Below are 17,628 nucleotides of genomic sequence, written 5' to 3' on the forward strand. Positions count from 1 at the left end.
GAAATGACATAAGTCATCTAAAAAGACAGCATTGGTCCGGCATTTAGCCTATCCATACTCTTGCCCTCGCTCGCCTCTGGCGAGTGTGAGCTATTTGGCGGACTCTGGCCGCTTGGAGTTATACCTGTCAGTACAAGTGGCGGGACGCCACTGGATAGCTCACATTCGAGGGACGCGAGCGAGGGCTTTATCTATATATCAACAGGTATACCTCATTTGGCCCTACTTCTTTTATACTCACTTTAAATCCCCTCTCCGCCAGTTGCGGCAACAGGAACTGCGGTACCTTACGGTGATGCACGTACAGCGCCCCGTCTTTTGGAAGTGTTTCCAATGCGCTAAGTATAGACACCATCGGTTGAGGCATTTCCATTTGTCGCACATCGATGTGCTGCAGTGTGTCGCTATACCTGGCCAAAACCTCATCGAAATTCTCTTCGGTCCTGGAATTAGCGACCTCCAATTTCTCTCCTACACCCTCTCGCTTAAAATAGGTCTTCACCAAATTCGGTCCCAGCGTTTCGGTATAGTACTCGAAGCCTTTGGGGCGCACGATCGCGATGAGCGGAATCGGTTCGAAGGTGTTCACAATGCAAAGCACCTGCTCGTGACTCAGCTTGTTCACCACATCCATGATCTGCAGGAAGGGGTCGTCGCCCTTGGCAATGGTCTCGCGCACGTCCAGCACGATGGTGTCTGTTGCCTTTAGATTCTCCATAAAGGCAGGTCTTTCCAAAACATCGGTTTCCATGGGTATTGCCCTTTTGTTGTGAGTTGGTGTTGACGCGACACTGAAGCCCAGCGGCTGCAGCTTTTCATAAAAATCCTCCACCCTACACTTTCCTATGCGGGCAGCGTCGGCGATGGTGACCCGTGATGCCAGCACTTTGCGTAGCACGGGGTTACGCAGCTTTTCAAAGTGCTTGTTGATCGACACGATAGCCTCTATCGCCGCAGGGTTCTCCCGCAGAATAGTCGAGATGCGGGTGGTGGCAGAAAGCTCCATGGCTAGGCTACCTTTTTGTGCTCCCAGAAAGCGGGCGTGAACTCGTCTTTCGGCTCCTGCAGGTCATGCTCCAGCAGCCTGCCCACATCGGCCAGTTCTTCAGGGTCAGCCATGGTCTGCAGGTAGGGGAACAGCTCGCGTTCCTCCCAACGGATGTGGTCGGTCAGGTCCTGTTGCAGAGTGGCCACCAGCGAGGTGTTCACGGTTTTTTGTTTGTTGATCAGGCCGATGATGGCTTCGATCAACTGGTGCTCTTCGTGCAGCCGAAGCGAATTTACATCGTCTTCTGGCAGCAATCTTTTGAGGATGATCTCCTCTTCGCGGCAATGCGCTTTGAGCACATTTTTCCAGAAGTACTGGATGTACTGGCGCATGACTTCCAGCGAAGTGCCGTTGGCTAAGCCTTGCTTAAGCTTCCAGCAGAACAACAGTCCGAAGTGGTGCTCCCGTGAGAGCGGCACCAGGCTCTTGTCGCGTTTCAGTGGTTTGGTTGCAGTTGTCATAGTGGTAGTGTTTTACCTCCCCCGACCCCCTCCTTTTTCAAGGGCCCCTACCCCTAAAACAGGAGGGGGAGTTGGAAAGGGTTGTTTTTCTTTGCTCTTGGTCATCTGGATGTTTGCTCACTGATGTAAACCCACCCCTGCCCCTCCCAAGAGGGGAATCTTCGGTTGCTCCTTTTCTTCAGGTATAAGCGCTGGGGCTACTGTTTACCTGTGTATGATTAACATCCCCCTACCCCCTTCAAAGGGGGACTCTCAACAAATGATTTCCCAGTTATAGGGACAGGTCGCGACCTGTCCGAATCATTCCCCAAAATTCCCCTCCTGGGAGGGGCTGGGGGTGGGTTAATCGTGCACGAGAATCCTGTTAATCCTGGGGGTTGGGGGCCCCTTTAAAAATCCTGAAAATCCTGATCCTTACTTCAGTACCTCCTTCTCCAGCTCCACTGCTTTCGGGAACAGCACATTGTTCTCGAGGTGGATGTGGCGATGCAGGTCTTCTTCGAACTCCTGCAGCTTCGAGAACATTACTCTGTAAGTCGCGCAGGCATCGGCTGGTAACGTGTAGTTCTTGGTCAGAGTGCGGATGGCAGCCAGTTCGTCGCCAGCGGCTTCGTGCTCCATCTCCATCATGTTGATCGGATTCTGAATGCTGCCGAATGCGGGACGGTCTATTTTCACGCCGCTCTTCTGGGCTTCTTCCAGTTGCTTGATGAATGGGAAAAGCACGCGCTCTTCTTTCGGCATGTGGGCCTCCAGCTCGTTGGCGATGTTCACAAAGTGCTTGGCTACTTCCACTACCTCTGGGTGACGGCCGCCGTGCACACGCGCTACTTTGGTGGTGTACTCGTACAGCGTAGGTATAGCCTCGCGCACGTAGCTGTGGTGCATGTTCACGATGTAGTCGCTCAGGAAGCTCAGGCTCCATTTTTCGTACTCGTTGCCGCGTGTGGTGGCGCTGCCTGTTTCAGGTATAGCGTTCAGCTCGCTTTCAACTACTTCGGGGCTAATGCCTTTTTCTTCACATACCTGTTTCAGCGATTTCTTGCCTCCGCAGCAAAAGTCAATGCCGTATTTTTTGAACACCTGCGCCTTGCGGTAGTCTTTGGCTACGAGTTCGCCCACGGTCTCCCCCTCTTCGGGAGTCAGTTTTGAGATTTTCACTTCCCAGATTTCGGGACCCTGCAACAGGTACTCCCACTTAAAGGTATTGCCTCGCTCGCCGAGCAACTGGTAGTACAGGGGCTTCGGGTCGTGGTCGTTGTGAATCACGAAAGCCTCGCCGCCATTCAGGTTGTCGAACCAGTTAAAAATGGTCGGGTGCTTCATGCGTGGCTCCAGTACCGTTACGTCTAATTTTTCTATGGTTTCCATGGTGTTGTTTTAAATGAATAATGGGTTGTAAATGATTGCCGATGTAAAAGTATGTACGAAAATAATTAAATAAAAGATAAAAAGGTCTTTTTTTCTTAATTATTTAATTTCTACATTTACTCCAGCCTATATAGCCAATCACGATATACCATAACTTATTAAAAATCAACGAAAAAAATTAAAACAAGCCTTATGAAAAAAGGAAGTCCCCGAGCCAGCGGTCTGGCTGTTTCCCGCTTCTTCACCCAACACGGTGGGAGCCCGTATGCCTTGTTCGACTACGAAACACGGTCCTCCACCATCCGCGACCCGAGCGGCGGCATTGTGGCCGAGATAAAGGATGTGGAAGTGCCTGCCCAGTGGTCGCAGATTGCCACGGACATACTCGCCCAGAAGTACCTGCGCAAGGCGGGCGTTCCGCAGCCCGACGGCAGCAAGGGCCCCGAGAAATCGGTGAAACAGGTAGTGCACCGTCTGGCCGATTGCTGGCGCTCGTGGGGCGAAGGCCATGGTTATTTTAAGACCAAAGAAGACGCGCAGGCATTCTACGACGAACTGGTGTACATGCTCCTCGGGCAGTACGCCGCGCCCAACTCGCCGCAGTGGTTCAACACGGGCCTCTACAACTCCTATAAATTAAAGGGCAAGGCGCAGGGACACTATTATGTAGACCCCGAAACCGAAAAGCTGCAGGAGTCGACCTCGGCGTACGAGCGTCCCCAGCCGCATGCCTGTTTTATACTGGCCGTGGACGATGACCTTGTGAACAAAGGCGGCATTATGGACCTGTGGGTGCAGGAAGCACGCATTTTTAAGTATGGCTCAGGTGTGGGCACCAATTTCTCGAACATCCGTGGCAAGGACGAAGCGCTGGGCGGTGGCGGCAGCTCTTCGGGGCTGATGTCGTTTTTGAAGATTGGTGACCGTGCGGCGGGGGCCATTAAGTCGGGGGGCACGACAAGGCGGGCGGCCAAGATGGTGTGCCTCGATTTGGACCATCCCGAGATTGTGGAATTCATCAACTGGAAAAAAGAAGAAGAGAAAAAAGTGGCGGCCCTGATTGCGGCGGGCTACTCGGCCGACTACAACGGCGAAGCCTACCAGACCGTGTCGGGCCAGAACTCGAACAACTCGGTGCGTGTGCCGAATGCTTTTTTTAAAGCCCTCCATAATAATGAACCCTGGCGCCTGCACGCCCGCTCCACTGGCAAGGCAATGAAGTCTATACATGCCAGCGAGTTGTGGGACCAGATAGCCGACGCCGCCTGGTCCTGCGCCGACCCTGGACTGCAGTTCGACACTACTATTAACGAGTGGCATACCTGTCCCTCCGAGGGACCGATACGGGCGTCCAACCCCTGCTCGGAGTATATGTTCCTCGACAACACGGCCTGCAACCTGGCCTCGCTCAACCTGATTCGCTTTTTCGATGAAGCCACGCAGACTTTTGATGTGGACGCCTACCGCCACGCCTGCCGCCTCTGGACCATGGTGCTGGAGATTTCGGTGCTGATGGCGCAATTCCCCTCCGAAGAAGTAGCGCAGCGCTCCTACGATTACCGCACCATTGGCCTCGGCTATGCCAACCTCGGTGCTTTGCTGATGGTGCAGGGCCTCGCCTACGACAGCGACGAAGCCCGCACGGTGGCCGCCGCGCTCACCGCGATTATGACAGGTACGTCCTACGCGACTTCTGCCGAGATGGCCGCCGAACTAGGGGCTTTTCCGAAGTATAAACCCAACGCAGAAACCATGCTGCGCGTCATCCGCAACCACCGTGCGGCCGCGCACAACCAGCCCGAAGCCTACGAAGGCTTGTCTATACCTGCACAGCCGCTCGCCCCTACCCTTTGCCCCGACTACCTGCACCAAGCCGCCTGCAAAGCATGGGACGAAGCGCTGGAACTGGGCGAAAAACATGGCTACCGCAATGCGCAGGCCACGGTCATCGCCCCGACGGGCACCATCGGTTTGCTGATGGACTGCGACACCACGGGCGTGGAGCCTGACTTTGCGCTGGTGAAGTACAAGAAGCTGGCAGGTGGCGGTTATTTCAAAATCATCAACCAGTCTATACCTGCCGCGCTGCGCAAACTGGGCTATACCGAAGCCGAGCTGCAGGCCATTGTGAACTACGCCAAAGGCCACGCTACGTTCAAGGGCGCTCCGCACATCAACGCGGAAAGTTTGCTGGCGAAAGGATTCAAACAGGAAGAGATTCAGAAACTGGAAGCGGCCCTGCCGACGGCTTACGACGTGGCCTCGCTCTTCAGTGCCTATACCCTGGGTGACGCCACCCTGCAGCGACTCGGCTTCAGACCCGAACAGTACCACCAGCCTGACTTCAACCTGTTAAAGGCGCTCGGCTATACCTATGCCCAGCAAGAAGAAGCCAGCGACTACATCTGCGGCACCATGACCACCGAGGGCGCGCCCTACCTACGCGAGGAGCATTACCCCGTGTTCGACTGTGCCAACAAGTGCGGGCAGAAAGGCAAGCGCTTTATCCGACCAGAGGGGCACATCCAGATGATGGCGGCGGTGCAGCCGTTCATTTCGGGGGCCATCTCCAAGACCATCAACCTGCCCAACGAAACCACCCGCGAAGAAGTGGCCCGTTGCTACCTCCTGTCGTGGGAGCTGGGCCTGAAAGCCTGTTCGATTTACCGCGACGGCAGCAAGCTTTCGCAGCCGCTCTCGTCGGGCAGCAAGAAAGCCGAAACCGACGAAGCGCCCGACGCGGAAGCGCCGCAGACCGACAACAGCATTAGCGCCGAACAGGTGCTGCAGGCGGCCAAGGCCATTCTGGAAGACGCCGCCAACGAGCCGTTCCGCAAGCAACTGGCCCACATGGTGGAGCGCCGCAAACTGCCCGACAAGCGCAGCGGTTTCACCCAGAAAGCCAAGATTGACGGCCACACCGTGTACATCCGCACGGGCGAGTACCCGAACGGCGACCTGGGCGAAGTGTTCATCGATATGTACAAGGAGGGCGCCTCGTTCCGCTCCATCCTCAACTGTTTCGCCATTTCGGTGTCGCTCGGCCTGCAGTATGGCGTGCCGCTGGAAGAGTTTGTGAACCGCTTTACGTTTACCCGTTTCGAGCCAGCGGGCCGCGTGGAGCACCCCAACATCAAGTCCGCCACCTCGGTCTTCGACTACCTCTTCCGCCTCCTCGGCTACGAGTACCTGCAGCGCGAGGACCTCGTGCATGTGCCGCGTGAGAAAACAGAAGCACCCGCCCCGCCCGTGGCCGCGGCTATACCTGCGGTAGCAAGGCCAGCGGCCCAGCCCGAGCCAGTCACCGACGTGAAAACCAATGGCTATACCCTGGTGTCGCAGAGCCGCACCGTTCTACTGGAACAGACCCAACAGGTGCTGGCCAACATGATGGGCGACGCCCCCATCTGCAACGTCTGCGGCCACATCACCATCCGCTCGGGCACGTGCTACAAATGCCTGAACTGTGGGAATAGTTTGGGGTGTAGTTGAGGGAGTTGAGTGGAAATGAAACAGGAGCGTCTGGATATAGGCGCTCCTGTTTTTTTATTGTATGATGTTTGAACTTGGTGATTATAGAAAAAGGACTATATTAGCTTTATTAAATTCCTAATGTGTTACTTTTGGTAGGGTAGAGAAGAAAGAGAATTTGAATATAAACATCCCCGCCTAGTTAATGCATTTTTTTAAAGCAATGATTTTTAAATGGGAATTAATAAAAAAACAAAAAAAATAAATAATTGAAAGCAAAAATATTAATTATATATTTGCCAAATAATGTCAAGACAAAATATGTCAACAATGTTTGGAAACAGAATCAGGAAGCTTAGGGAAGAGGAGCAAATTCCGCAGCGACAGCTAGCTGCTGCACTGGAAATTGACACAGCAACTTACTGCAAGATTGAAAAAGGCGACAGACGTGCAAAACGAGAACAAGTTTTAGTTCTTGCAAAATTACTTAAAGTTGAAGCAAAAGAACTAATTCGATTATGGTCGGCAGACAAAATTTATGAAATAATAGCTGAAGAGGAAGATGCAACACAAATTTTAAATGTAGTTGCCGAAAGTATCGCAAATTATAAATCTGCCAAAATATGAAGCCATTAGTAAAATATAGAGGGGGTAAATCAAAAGAAATTCCTCATTTGATTAAACATGTACCGCAATATAATGGACGGTATATTGAGCCATTTTTTGGCGGAGGGGCATTATTTTTCCATTTAGAACCTAAAAAAGCAATTATTAACGACATTAACTCAAAACTTATATCGTTTTATTTGGGTGTTAGAAATGATTTTGAATCGCTTAAAACTGAATTGAGCGAAATCGAAAAAATTTATACAATAAATCGTAAAAAGTTCGAAAAACTCAAAAGTGAAGCTCCTGAAAATAGGGTTGAAGACAAAAATGAACATCTCTATTATCAAATTAGAGATATGTTCAATGATTTAAAAATAAAGCAATATTCTGATGCATTGCTTTATTTCTTCATTAATAAAACAGCTTATTCGGGGATGATTCGATATAACTCAAAAGGAGAGTTTAACGTGCCCTACGGGCGATATGCCAACTTAAATACTTCTTTAGTTACAAAGTCTCATAGCAATTTACTTGCAAACACAGAAATTTATAATCTTGACTATTCAGAAATATTTAAAATGGCAACCGAAGATGATTTTATGTTTCTAGACCCACCCTACGATTGTGTTTTTTCAGACTATGGAAATGTAGAACATAAAGATGGGTTTAATGAAAATAATCAAATTGAACTTGCCAATCAATACAAGAAGCTGAAATGTAAAGCACTTATGGTAATTGGAAGAACTCCATTAACAGAAAAGCTATATGGAGATTTGATTGTTGATGAATATGGAAAATCCTATGCAGTGAATATAAGAAATAGATTCAAATCAGAAGCTAGCCATATATTAATTTCAAATTATGGCAACGTTGCTAAAAAAAATTTCCCTAGTTTAGAATTTGACAAAGTGTTAGTTCAGTAATAAGGTATGGCTAGAATTGATAGCAAGGTAATTTTCGTAACTACTTCTCCAAGGACACCAGCTAAAATGATTCCTGAAATTGGGCTGTTACATACTCATTTCGCAGGAGAAAAATGGAATAACGAAACACAAAGAGCTTTTATGGAGCTATTGAGAGAGGAAAACTTTTTCAATGGCGAAGGTGCTAATGACCCTGCATTTAGTGCAAGGGACAGAATAAATAGAGCACCAAAGGCACTTGGCTTTGTCGTTCTTTCACCTAGGATAGAACTAACTCCCGCAGGAGTTGAATTAGTAAATTCAAGACGAAAGGATGAAATATTTTTAAGACAATTACTCAAATTTCAAGTTCCATCCCCATTTCATAAACCGACTGAAAACTCTGCAGATTTTTGGGTAAAACCTTACCTTGAGCTTTTCAGACTTATTAGGCAGTTAGGTTCATTAAAGTTTGATGAATTAATGATTTTCGGTTTACAGTTAGTTAATTACCGAGAATTCGAGACAATAATTGAAAAAATCAATCAATTTAGAATAGCAAAAGCGCAGAATAAAGGCAACTACAAGCGTTTTCGAGCTGAATTTTTTGATAGAGAATTAAGAGAAATTTATAGCGCTGATATTAGTTCAGGGAATACGCGAACCAGAGAAACTAATGATGCTTCAATTACAAAATTTCTTAAAACAAAAGCTAGCAATATGCGTGATTACGCTGATGCTTGCTTCCGTTATTTGAGAGCTACAGGATTAGTTAACATTTCACATTTAGGAAAATCAATATCAATTGTTCCAGAAAAAATTCAAGAAGTTGATTACTTCTTGCAACATACAGATAGAGAACCTTGTTTCGTCGATAATGAAAGTCAGTATGTTGCATATCTAGGTAACCCCCAAATTCCGACATTGCTAACTGACAACAGAGAATTACTTGAACAAAAAATACGCTCTGAATTTCCGCGGATTGAATTCCAAGCTACTTCAACTTTACAAGACCTTAAAAATATATTTGCTGACGAGCTAGAAAACAGAAAAGAGCAAATACTTACAGCACAAGTTGAAGCAATTAAAGATTACCGACTGTTTGAGGATATAAATACAACATTTGAACAAATTCTCGATAATTCGCTATATGATACTCCTTTGATTTTAGAGTGGAATACTTGGCGAGCAATGACAATGTTAGACGGTGGCAGCATTAAAGCCAATCTCAAATTTGATGACTTTGGAAATCCCATGTCAACGGCACAGGGTAATATGGCTGACATTGTTTGCGATTATGGAGACTTTGGTTTGACAGTTGAAGTAACCATGCAAAGCGGACAAAGGCAGTATGAAACAGAAGGTGAACCAGTAACTAGACACCTTGCTAAATTTAAGAGAGAAACAGAAAAACCTGCTTACTGTTTATTTATTGCACCGAACATAAACGACGCTTGTAAAGCCCATTTTTACGCTTTGCACAAAATGAATATCCAATACTATGGTGGCACCTCAACGATAGTACCATTACCATTAAGTGTTTTCATTAAAATGGTTGAGGACTCTTATAACGCAAATTATGTACCCGAACCAAGGCACGTTCAACGGTTTTTTGAACGTTCAAATGAATTAGCAAGCTCCACAGATAACGAAATAGATTGGTATAATGGAATTAATCAAGAAGCACTTAACTGGTTGGCTGGATGATGGTCAAATAATTAACAGTGGTAATTGTTCATCTTAGTTGCCATGCAAAATGAATTGCTTTTAATTAAAATTTAACTTAATAAGCACTTTTAGTACAGAGGTCTTTATGATTCAATTTTAGAGCAAACTTGAATCATAAAGACCTCTGCATTCTCATAATATATTGCCCGCAAATCCTGATTCAAACAATCTTCACCCTCAACCCCCGCTGCCCCAAAAACAACAGCCCCAACCCCAGCGGCATGGGCACACTCGCCCAGAACATCAGCCAGTTGAAACTTGGCAAAGCCGATAGCCCGAGCCAGAGCAAAGTGCCCTGCCCGAACATAAGCAATTCCGTGGCGAAGAAACCAGCCAGGAAAAGCACCAGCCCGATACCGCCATATCGGCCGAGTCGGTAAAGGCCTTGCTGCAGGAGGAAGCCAAGCACGAAGAGCGATACAAAACCGAGCAAAGACAGGTGCAGGTAGCCGATGATGAAATTTATTTCAAATAGGTACGATATTCTTTGCAAAAGTTATCTTATAAGATAACTTTGTCGTATGATAAGACAAATCATCTTTCACGGGGATTACTTCATAGACTTTTACCAAAGCCTAGACGCTAAGGTGAAGACCAAAATTCAGTACGTGTTAGAATTGATTAAGCAAGTTGAAAGGGTGCCCGTCAAGTTCCTTGCCCCGATGAGTGGATACGAAGGACTTTATGAAGTAAGGGTGGAGTATCAATCTAACATTTATAGAATTTTCTGCTGCTTCGACGAAGGGAGGCTGGTGGTCCTCTTCAACGGATTTCAAAAGAAGACACAAAAAACACCCAAAGAAGAATTAGAGAAGGCAATGCGACTAAAGAACGAGTATTTTAAATTGAAAGGAAAATAGCCATGACAGATTATAAAGGAATCAAAACATTTGACGAGCTGATTGAAAGAGAGCACGGCAAAATCGGGACCGAAAGCCGCAACAGCTATGAAGAAAGCGCCCAGCTATTTATTGTGAGTGAAATGCTGAAGGAAGCCCGTAAAGAAGCTAAGATGACGCAAGAGCAATTGGCGGAAAAAGCTGGAACCAAGAAGAGCTATATCTCCAGAATTGAAAACGCAAGAGGCGATATCCAGCTTTCTACCTTGATTAGAATATTTGAAAAAGGACTGAATAAGAAAATCGGCTTGACTTTCCTTTAATAGCTCGATAAGAACAGGCTCGAAGGCAAGAATGCTTGTGCACGATTCGGACAGGTCGCGACCTGTCCCTACGAAGCATGACTAATCCTCCCTATCCCACTCACCTTCAGCCCCCGCTGCCCCAGAAAGAACAGCCCCAACCCCAGCGGCATGGGCACACTCGCCCAGAACATCAGCCAGTTGAAACTCGGCAAAGCCGATAGCCCGAGCCAGAGCAAAGTGCCCTGCCCGAACATCAGCAATTCCGTCGCGAAGAAGCCCGTCAGGAAAAGCACCAGCCCGATACCACCATATCGGCCGAGGCGGTAGAGGCCTTGCTGCAGGAGGAAGCCCAGCACGAAGAGCGACACAAAGCCGAGTAAAGACAAGTGCAGGTAGCCGATGATGAAGTAGCGGAGTTTGTAGGCCAGGTCGGCCATGTACGGGAAAGCGGAGGCCGTTTGTAAGGCCAGTTTCAGCACGAAAAAGAACAGCGCCATACCTGCCAGCGGCCGCACCCAAGGCTTCAGCAAAGGCACTGCCTCTGCCCATACCTGCCGCAGTACTTTTGTCAGGTATAGCAAGCCCGCCAGTTGCATAGCCACCGACACATACCCGATGGCGTATACCCAGTCCGCAGGTTTGGTCCAGAGCACCGACAGCGCATAGGCGGGCAGACAGGCCAGCGCCAACAACCAGAAAGCCCGCATGGCCCAGCTTCGGTTGAAAGTGATGTGGTGGTGCTCCAGAAACCAGAACAGCAAGCCGAGCACGGCAAAGGTAAACCAGCCGTTGTACTGGAAGTGCAGGTAAAAATAGATGGCCGAGTAGTAGAGTTCACCGCCAATGGTGCCTTTCGCCATAATCGGCCCCATGGCCCAAGGACCGATGGAAGACACCACCATAAACAGCAAGGCCACCCCGATGTACTTCAGGGAAGTGGCGTGCGTGCTGGTATCGACGTTGCGCTGCACATGCTGCCAGTAGCTGCGGGCAAACCAGTAGCTGAGCAAAATGTGCATGGTCGAAAAGATGATGGAGAAGAGCGCGTAGCCCTGCACGGGGAACGTGAACAGCATGCCCAGCACCGAGACCTGCGTCAGGAAAAACTGCCGTCGGAAAGATTTGCGGTCAGCGGAAGTAGTGGCTGGAAAAATGTATAGCAAAGCTGCAAAAAAGGCGCAGTAAAGCCAGCCCAGCAAAGCCACATGCGAATGCGCGTGCAGGAAGTTCTTGTAGTTCACCCCCACCACCGGCGACACCATCAGCCAGCGCAGGAAAAGGCCCAGCACTGCCACCAGCACAAAATACCCGAGCGCAAGCCGAGCCCGCACCAGGGTGTCCTGTTCCGTTATAGGTTGCCGCTGCGCCTTTACCTCCACCATCGTTTATTTAAAATAGGTGTTGTATTCTTTTAGTCGCGTGCTTACCCGTGCTAATGCCTGTTCAGACAGGTGCTCGTCTTTTTCGGCCAGCACGTTCACATCCTCCACCAGCGGCACCAGGTATACGTGCAGCATGTCGTGGTCGGGCCCTTTCATGCGGCAGTCTTTGAAGAGCTGTTGCAGTTCGGCTTTCATCGAAGACCCCAAATCGTTGTAAGCTTCTGCCGAATTGTTCTCGGCCTGCAGCTTAAACTCCTGCAGCATAGCTTGCAATTGGGCGATGTGGCGGTTGGTCGGCTCGTCGGCCTGCCAACGCTCAGTGCCGTTCAGGGCCAGCGTTTGCTCTTCGTGAATTACTTCAGTATGCTCTGTTTCCAGATCGCGCTCGTGTCCGCACATCGAGGTCAGGCTGGCCAGAAATATGGCGATGATGATTAGCTTCATGATACCACTCCCTCCTCTTTTTCCTGCACAGGTATAGCCTGTTGTGCCAGGCGCAGCAAATCTTGCTGCAGCGATTGGCTGCGGTCTTTCGCATACTGCGTATGCACCAGTGTACCTATCTCCTCTTTCGTCGCATTTGGGTTCTCCTCTTTAAAGTGCAGCACTTGTTCGAGTATCGCCAGCGGTCGCGGCCCCCAGGTGAACAGGCGCTCGTTCGTTTCGGCGTTCAGGCAAATCAACTTAGGTATAGCGCGGCTTCCGTTGGTAAGGCAGGTGTCCATCCAGGCCGGGTTTTCGTCGCGCAGAATAATAGTCAGTTCGATGGTCGGCACGGCGTCAGCAATAGCGGCAAGAGCAGGCAGTTGCTGCGCTCCGTCGCCGCACCACGACTCCACCAGCACTACCCAATGCCACTCAGGGCGCGGTTGCTGCAGGGCTGCAAGCAAGTCAGGGTTGATGGCAAATTGCTTCTCGACGCGCTTCATGCGCTGCTGGTTCAGCCTGGTATAGCCAATGCGCTCTTCGGTTTGCTCCGGACCTGAAGTTTGGTTGTTGGCTACAAGTTCATCAACCAGTTGTCTGAAGCTCTGGTAGGTCAGCGGGTTGATGAGTTCGGGGGTCAATATATCGGGGGTATTCATGAGACGTTTAGGTTAAATTATACTGCAAGTCTACCCATCTATACCTGCTTATAAAATGACTTAAGTCACTCACATACAATAATTAACAAACCTCTAACCGGATGTAAAAATAAATACATAGAAAATGACCTATGTCATTATTTTGACTAACGATGCTCATTTCTGAGGGCTTGAAATTAGCCTACCTTGTCATGCCATATATCCTGTTAAGACGGCATCTATCCTATCAAATTACACACATGGGCGTCACTACCATACAACCAACTACATTATTCGATCCGGAAGATCTTAAAATCGCTTTTAGCAATAAAACGGATGAAGAACTTAAACTTGCCCACTTCCTATTCAGGATGATGGGTAAGCCCACGCTAGTCAAACTGGGCGGCATCGCCACAGTCTGGGCGCTTAAGCTTGGGCTGCCGATAAAAGGCCTGGTAAAAAATACGATCTACCGTCACTTTTGCGGAGGAGAAACGGCGCAGCAGGCACAGCTAGCCATCCGCCGCATGGCCAAAGCCAAGGTATACACCGTGCTCGATTACGCCGCTGAAGCGAAGGAAGACGAAGACGGTTTCGACTACGTACTCGACGAGATCATGCGCAACATCCGGCTGGCAAAAGTCACTGGGGAAATTCCTTATATCAGTGTGAAACTGACAGGTATAGGCTCCCGCGACATTTTCCAGAAATTGCAGGAAGGCGAGTTGCTTACAGCCGAGGAAACAGCTGCCTTTCAGCGCACAGAAAACAGGCTCGACCTGATCTGCAAAGCCGCCTTCGAGGCCAACATTACGGTATACATTGACGCAGAGGAAAGCTGGCTGCAGCAGGCCATGGATGAGCTGGCCGAAAAGATGATGCTGCGCTATAACGAGCACCGTGCCGTGGTGTTCAACACGTTGCAAATGTACCGCACGGACCGCATCGCTTACCTCACCGATCTGCTCAAAAGAAGCGAAGGCTATGATGTGGTGCTGGGTATAAAGATTGTGCGGGGCGCCTACATCGAGAAAGAGCAGGAACGAGCCGCAGAGTATGGCTATCCGAGCCCGGTATTCAGCATCAAAGCCGACACCGATCACAGCTTTGACAAAGCCATCGACATCTGTCTGCAAAATCTACATAGAGTAGAACTTTGCGCCGCGACGCACAACGAAGCCAGCACCCGCTACCTTGTCAACCAGATCAACCGCCGGGGTGTAGCTGACCACCGCAAGTGTATCTACTTCTCGCAGCTCTACGGCATGAGCGACAACCTGACCTACAACCTGGCCAGCGCCGGCTTCAACGCTTCCAAATATCTGCCCTACGGCGATGTGGCCACTACGCTGCCTTATATGATCCGGCGGGCGGAGGAGAATACGTCCATTGCCGGGCAGATGGGCAGGGAGTTGAGTTTGCTGGAGGCGGAGATGAAGCGGCGGGGGTTGTAAGTTCGCAGAGAGTGATCATCCCCCTGCCCCCTTCAAAGGGGGAGCTCTTGGAACGATTAACACACCCCTGCCCCTCTCAAGAGGGGAATCATCTTGCAAGAAAGTCCCCCTTTGAAGGGGGCAGGGGGATGACCCGGTATATGCGAGAATCCTGAAAATCCTCTAATCCTGTAAATCCTTGGGGTAGGGGCCCTATGTAGAGATTCAGACAAAATGGGCTAGAGATAAAACAAAAAGTAACCAATCAGTAAAACCGATACAGCATTTTCATTCATGATCAAAAACACACCGCACACCTTTCACATCCCGGTTATGGGACTGGCCTTTTCCATCGACTCGCCCATGAAAGTGGCGCAGTACGGCATTTCATCGGTTATCTCGCTCAGCGACGATACCCTGATCGAACAGATGCGACAGCACTACAGTCAGGTATACCAGGAGCGCTTCATGCCCATCACCCCTAAAGAAGAGGATTACCGCGCCCGTCGCATCACAGAGTACCTCAATTTGGCCGACCGTATTGTGAAGCAGCAAGTGGAAAGCCTGAAACAGGAGTCATTTGATGCGGAGTCGCGCCTGACCAAGTACTTTTTGCTGCTGCCTGACCAGGCGCCGCTCAAGGTTCTATATCAGAAGATGGTGCAGACCAACAATCCGGAGCTGAAAAAGATCATGCAGGATGAGCTGCGCCAGGCTGTGGCACCAGGAAGTATCGATGTGAACATCATGACGAAGCTCGACAAAACCAATTACGACAAAGACGGCAATCCGCTGCCATCGGAGTACTCCGACGCACTGGCCGCACTGCGTGGTTTTGCTAAAAGTACCGTGCATGCCTCGGTGATTTTCTCGGCTGGTATGAACATGCGACTGTATAGCTACCTCGAACAATTCCCATGCTTCTTCCCTGATGAAAACGGCTACCTGGAGAAACAGGTGGTGATCAAAGTGAGTGATTACCGCTCGGCATTTGTGCAGGGCAAGATACTGGCTAAGAAAGGTATCTGGGTATCGGAGTTTCGTATTGAGTCGGGCCTGAACTGCGGTGGGCACGCTTTTGCCACAGACGGCTACCTGATCGGCCCGATCCTGGAGGAGTTCAAGCAGAACCGACAGGCGATGCAGGAGGAGCTCTATACCTTGTTTAGCAATGCCCTCACAACCAAAGGCTATACCGTGCCAGCCACTGCGCCAAGCATGCACATTACGATGCAGGGGGGTATTGGCACAGCCGAGGAGCACAGCTTCCTGCTGGAGCACTACGGCATGGACGCAGCCGGTTGGGGCACACCGTTTTTGCTTGTACCCGAAGCCACTACGGTAGACGTAGAAACAATGGAGAAGCTGGCACGTGCCAAAAAAGAAGACCTGTACCTGAGCCCGATTTCCCCGCTTGGAGTACCCTTCAACTCGCTACGCGGCACAAGTTCTGAAGCTCTTACACTGTCCCGCATTGAAAAAGGCAAGCCGGGCAGTCCGTGCGAGAAGAAGCACCTTGTCTCCAACACAGACTTCACGAAAGAGCCCATCTGCACCGCCTCCCGCAAGTACCAGCGCAACAAGCTCGTGCAGTTGCAGGGATTAGGTTTGCCGGAAGCGGAATACAAAGCCCAGGAAGCCAAAGTACTGGAGAAAGAGTGCCTCTGTGAAGGACTTGCCAACACAGCCCTCGTAAAACTAGGTATAGCACGCAAAGCTGTTGCGTCCAGACCGGTGGCCATTTGCCCGGGACCGAATCTGGCCTACTTCTCTAACATCTTCAAGCTGCAGGAGATGGTGGACCATATTTACGGCCGCATGAACGTGCTCAACAACACCTACCGTCCGCACGTGTTCGTCAACGAGCTGCGGATGTACGTGGACTACTGGAAGAACAAGAAGGCAGAGTTGCAGGAGAGCATGACCGACAAGCAGGAGAAATACCTGCAGAACTTCTGGCAGAACCTGCAGCAAGGTATAAGCTATTACAAAGAGCAGCTGCCTGTTCTGTTCAAGGATCAGTTGGAGAAGCGCGTGCTGATGCTGGATGAATTACTGGACGCAGAAGACCAATTACAGTTGGCGAATCAGAAGATATAAACCGAACATGAGTAGCATACGATTAACCCGCCTGTTCACATTCGAGGCAGCACATGCCCTCCAGAATTACAAAGGGGGCTGCCGTAACATACACGGGCATTCTTACAAACTGGAAGTAACCATCATCGGCACACCCATCGTGAGCGAGACGCACCCGAACGACGGCATGGTGATGGACTTCAAGGAGCTGAAAAAGATCGTCCAGGAAACGATCATCGAGCCGATCGACCATGCGCTCTTGCTGCGGCAGGATGCGCCGCTGGAGCTGGTGGAGGCGCTGCGGCACCTTAGTCATAAACTGGTGCTCACGCCCTTCCAGCCGACATGCGAGAATATGCTGATCGATTTCAAACAGAAGCTCAGGCATTTGTTACCGCCGCAGGTCAGGCTGCATAGCCTCAAGCTCTGGGAAACAGAGAAATCCTTTGCAGAATGGTACGCTTCAGATAACCTGTAAGTAAATCTTACCTCCAGCTAAACCGCCCTGTTCGTTAGGCCAAAAGCAACGGACAGGGCGGTTTGTTTTATATGTTTCAGAATAGTACTACCTGATTCCCAACGCCATACCATGAAACGAAGCCGCCTGTTATCCGTTGTAAAGTCTGTTACCAATGAACACGACTATGAAAAAGGCATTTATAATTTTTATTGGCATTTTCTTCTTCTCCTGCAGCTCGGACAATACCACGCACGATACCGCTACTGATACACGTGGCACTGAAAGTATGGATGAAAGTGTAGAGATTGGTTCTGGCGAAGAGATCAACCCACAACTGGAAATGCAGGACGACACAGCCGCATTTGAAGTTGATACGGTGACGACTCCAAGACGGAATAATCAGTAAAGTTGGTTTTGCTTTCACTGTATGTTGTACTGGTGTAGCGGCGGTCTCGGTCATGGCGCAAGTGTCAACG

Annotated in this window: 17 protein-coding genes; 10 read left to right on the top strand and 7 right to left on the bottom strand. The window is 49.7% G+C overall.

What is annotated here, in order from left to right; genetic code table 11:
- Positions 1 to 187: 187 nt before the first annotated feature.
- From BW972_RS18280 to ric, 3 genes are all read right to left on the bottom strand, one after another.
- On the bottom strand, positions 188 to 1,006 hold the full coding sequence (locus BW972_RS18280) for a DUF2249 domain-containing protein (protein WP_076423181.1): 819 nt from the start codon (positions 1,004 to 1,006) through the stop codon (positions 188 to 190).
- Between the two features lie 2 nt (positions 1,007 to 1,008).
- On the bottom strand, positions 1,009 to 1,509 hold the full coding sequence (locus tag BW972_RS18285; RefSeq protein WP_076423182.1) for a hemerythrin domain-containing protein: 501 nt from the start codon (positions 1,507 to 1,509) through the stop codon (positions 1,009 to 1,011).
- Between the two features lie 414 nt (positions 1,510 to 1,923).
- Positions 1,924 to 2,880: an iron-sulfur cluster repair di-iron protein gene (gene ric, locus BW972_RS18290; RefSeq protein WP_076423183.1), complete on the bottom strand. Its 957-nt coding sequence runs from the start codon at positions 2,878 to 2,880 to the stop codon at positions 1,924 to 1,926.
- Positions 2,881 to 3,057: 177 nt separating this feature from the next.
- Between ric and BW972_RS18295 the strand changes: the two genes are divergently transcribed.
- From BW972_RS18295 to BW972_RS18310, 4 genes are all read left to right on the top strand, one after another.
- On the top strand, positions 3,058 to 6,372 hold the full coding sequence (locus tag BW972_RS18295) for a vitamin B12-dependent ribonucleotide reductase (RefSeq protein WP_317042646.1): 3,315 nt from the start codon (positions 3,058 to 3,060) through the stop codon (positions 6,370 to 6,372).
- A gap of 285 nt (positions 6,373 to 6,657) precedes the next feature.
- Positions 6,658 to 6,978, top strand: a complete 321-nt coding sequence (locus tag BW972_RS18300) for a helix-turn-helix transcriptional regulator (RefSeq protein WP_234986444.1) — start codon at positions 6,658 to 6,660, stop codon at positions 6,976 to 6,978.
- Entirely contained in the window at positions 6,975 to 7,883 is a 909-nt protein-coding gene (locus BW972_RS18305; RefSeq protein ID WP_076423185.1) for a DNA adenine methylase, read from the top strand. The genes BW972_RS18300 and BW972_RS18305 overlap by 4 nt, the downstream gene beginning before the upstream one ends.
- A gap of 6 nt (positions 7,884 to 7,889) precedes the next feature.
- On the top strand, positions 7,890 to 9,569 hold the full coding sequence (locus tag BW972_RS18310) for an AlwI family type II restriction endonuclease (protein ID WP_076423186.1): 1,680 nt from the start codon (positions 7,890 to 7,892) through the stop codon (positions 9,567 to 9,569).
- Positions 9,570 to 9,750: 181 nt separating this feature from the next.
- Here BW972_RS18310 and BW972_RS18315 read toward each other — a convergent pair whose 3' ends face one another.
- A complete protein-coding gene (locus tag BW972_RS18315) occupies positions 9,751 to 10,083 on the bottom strand; it encodes a hypothetical protein (RefSeq protein WP_076423187.1) in 333 nt (110 codons plus the stop codon).
- Between the two features lie 28 nt (positions 10,084 to 10,111).
- Between BW972_RS18315 and BW972_RS18320 the strand changes: the two genes are divergently transcribed.
- Together BW972_RS18320 and BW972_RS18325 are read left to right on the top strand one after the other, a co-directional pair.
- A complete protein-coding gene (locus BW972_RS18320; RefSeq protein WP_076423188.1) occupies positions 10,112 to 10,450 on the top strand; it encodes a type II toxin-antitoxin system RelE/ParE family toxin in 339 nt (112 codons plus the stop codon).
- A 2-nt stretch (positions 10,451 to 10,452) separates the two neighbouring features.
- Positions 10,453 to 10,752 (top strand): helix-turn-helix domain-containing protein, encoded by a 300-nt coding sequence (locus BW972_RS18325; protein WP_076423189.1) that lies wholly within the window; start codon positions 10,453 to 10,455, stop codon positions 10,750 to 10,752.
- Between the two features lie 68 nt (positions 10,753 to 10,820).
- Here the strand turns inward: BW972_RS18325 and BW972_RS18330 are convergent, their stop codons facing one another.
- Genes BW972_RS18330 through BW972_RS18340 form a run of 3 tightly spaced genes read right to left on the bottom strand, consistent with a single transcriptional unit; the run spans position 10,821 to position 13,201 of the window.
- Entirely contained in the window at positions 10,821 to 12,116 is a 1,296-nt protein-coding gene (locus BW972_RS18330; protein ID WP_076423190.1) for a hypothetical protein, read from the bottom strand.
- A gap of 3 nt (positions 12,117 to 12,119) precedes the next feature.
- Positions 12,120 to 12,560, bottom strand: coding sequence for a hypothetical protein (locus BW972_RS18335; protein WP_076423191.1), 441 nt, complete (start codon positions 12,558 to 12,560; stop codon positions 12,120 to 12,122).
- Entirely contained in the window at positions 12,557 to 13,201 is a 645-nt protein-coding gene (locus BW972_RS18340) for a thioredoxin family protein (RefSeq protein WP_007659154.1), read from the bottom strand. Before BW972_RS18340 ends, BW972_RS18335 begins: the two co-directional genes overlap by 4 nt.
- A gap of 239 nt (positions 13,202 to 13,440) precedes the next feature.
- Between BW972_RS18340 and BW972_RS18345 the strand changes: the two genes are divergently transcribed.
- From BW972_RS18345 to BW972_RS18360, 4 genes are all read left to right on the top strand, one after another.
- Entirely contained in the window at positions 13,441 to 14,634 is a 1,194-nt protein-coding gene (locus tag BW972_RS18345) for a proline dehydrogenase family protein (RefSeq protein ID WP_076423192.1), read from the top strand.
- Between the two features lie 273 nt (positions 14,635 to 14,907).
- Entirely contained in the window at positions 14,908 to 16,713 is a 1,806-nt protein-coding gene (locus tag BW972_RS18350) for a hypothetical protein (protein WP_076423193.1), read from the top strand.
- Between the two features lie 7 nt (positions 16,714 to 16,720).
- The gene (locus tag BW972_RS18355) at positions 16,721 to 17,170 is read left to right on the top strand and encodes a 6-pyruvoyl trahydropterin synthase family protein (RefSeq protein ID WP_076423194.1); all 450 of its coding nucleotides are present in this window, start codon (positions 16,721 to 16,723) and stop codon (positions 17,168 to 17,170) included.
- Positions 17,171 to 17,336: 166 nt separating this feature from the next.
- The gene (locus BW972_RS18360) at positions 17,337 to 17,558 is read left to right on the top strand and encodes a hypothetical protein (protein ID WP_040574535.1); all 222 of its coding nucleotides are present in this window, start codon (positions 17,337 to 17,339) and stop codon (positions 17,556 to 17,558) included.
- Positions 17,559 to 17,628: the final 70 nt, after the last annotated feature.

This window comes from Pontibacter lucknowensis (assembly GCF_900156415.1).
Classification (GTDB): Bacteria; Bacteroidota; Bacteroidia; order Cytophagales; family Hymenobacteraceae; genus Pontibacter; species Pontibacter lucknowensis.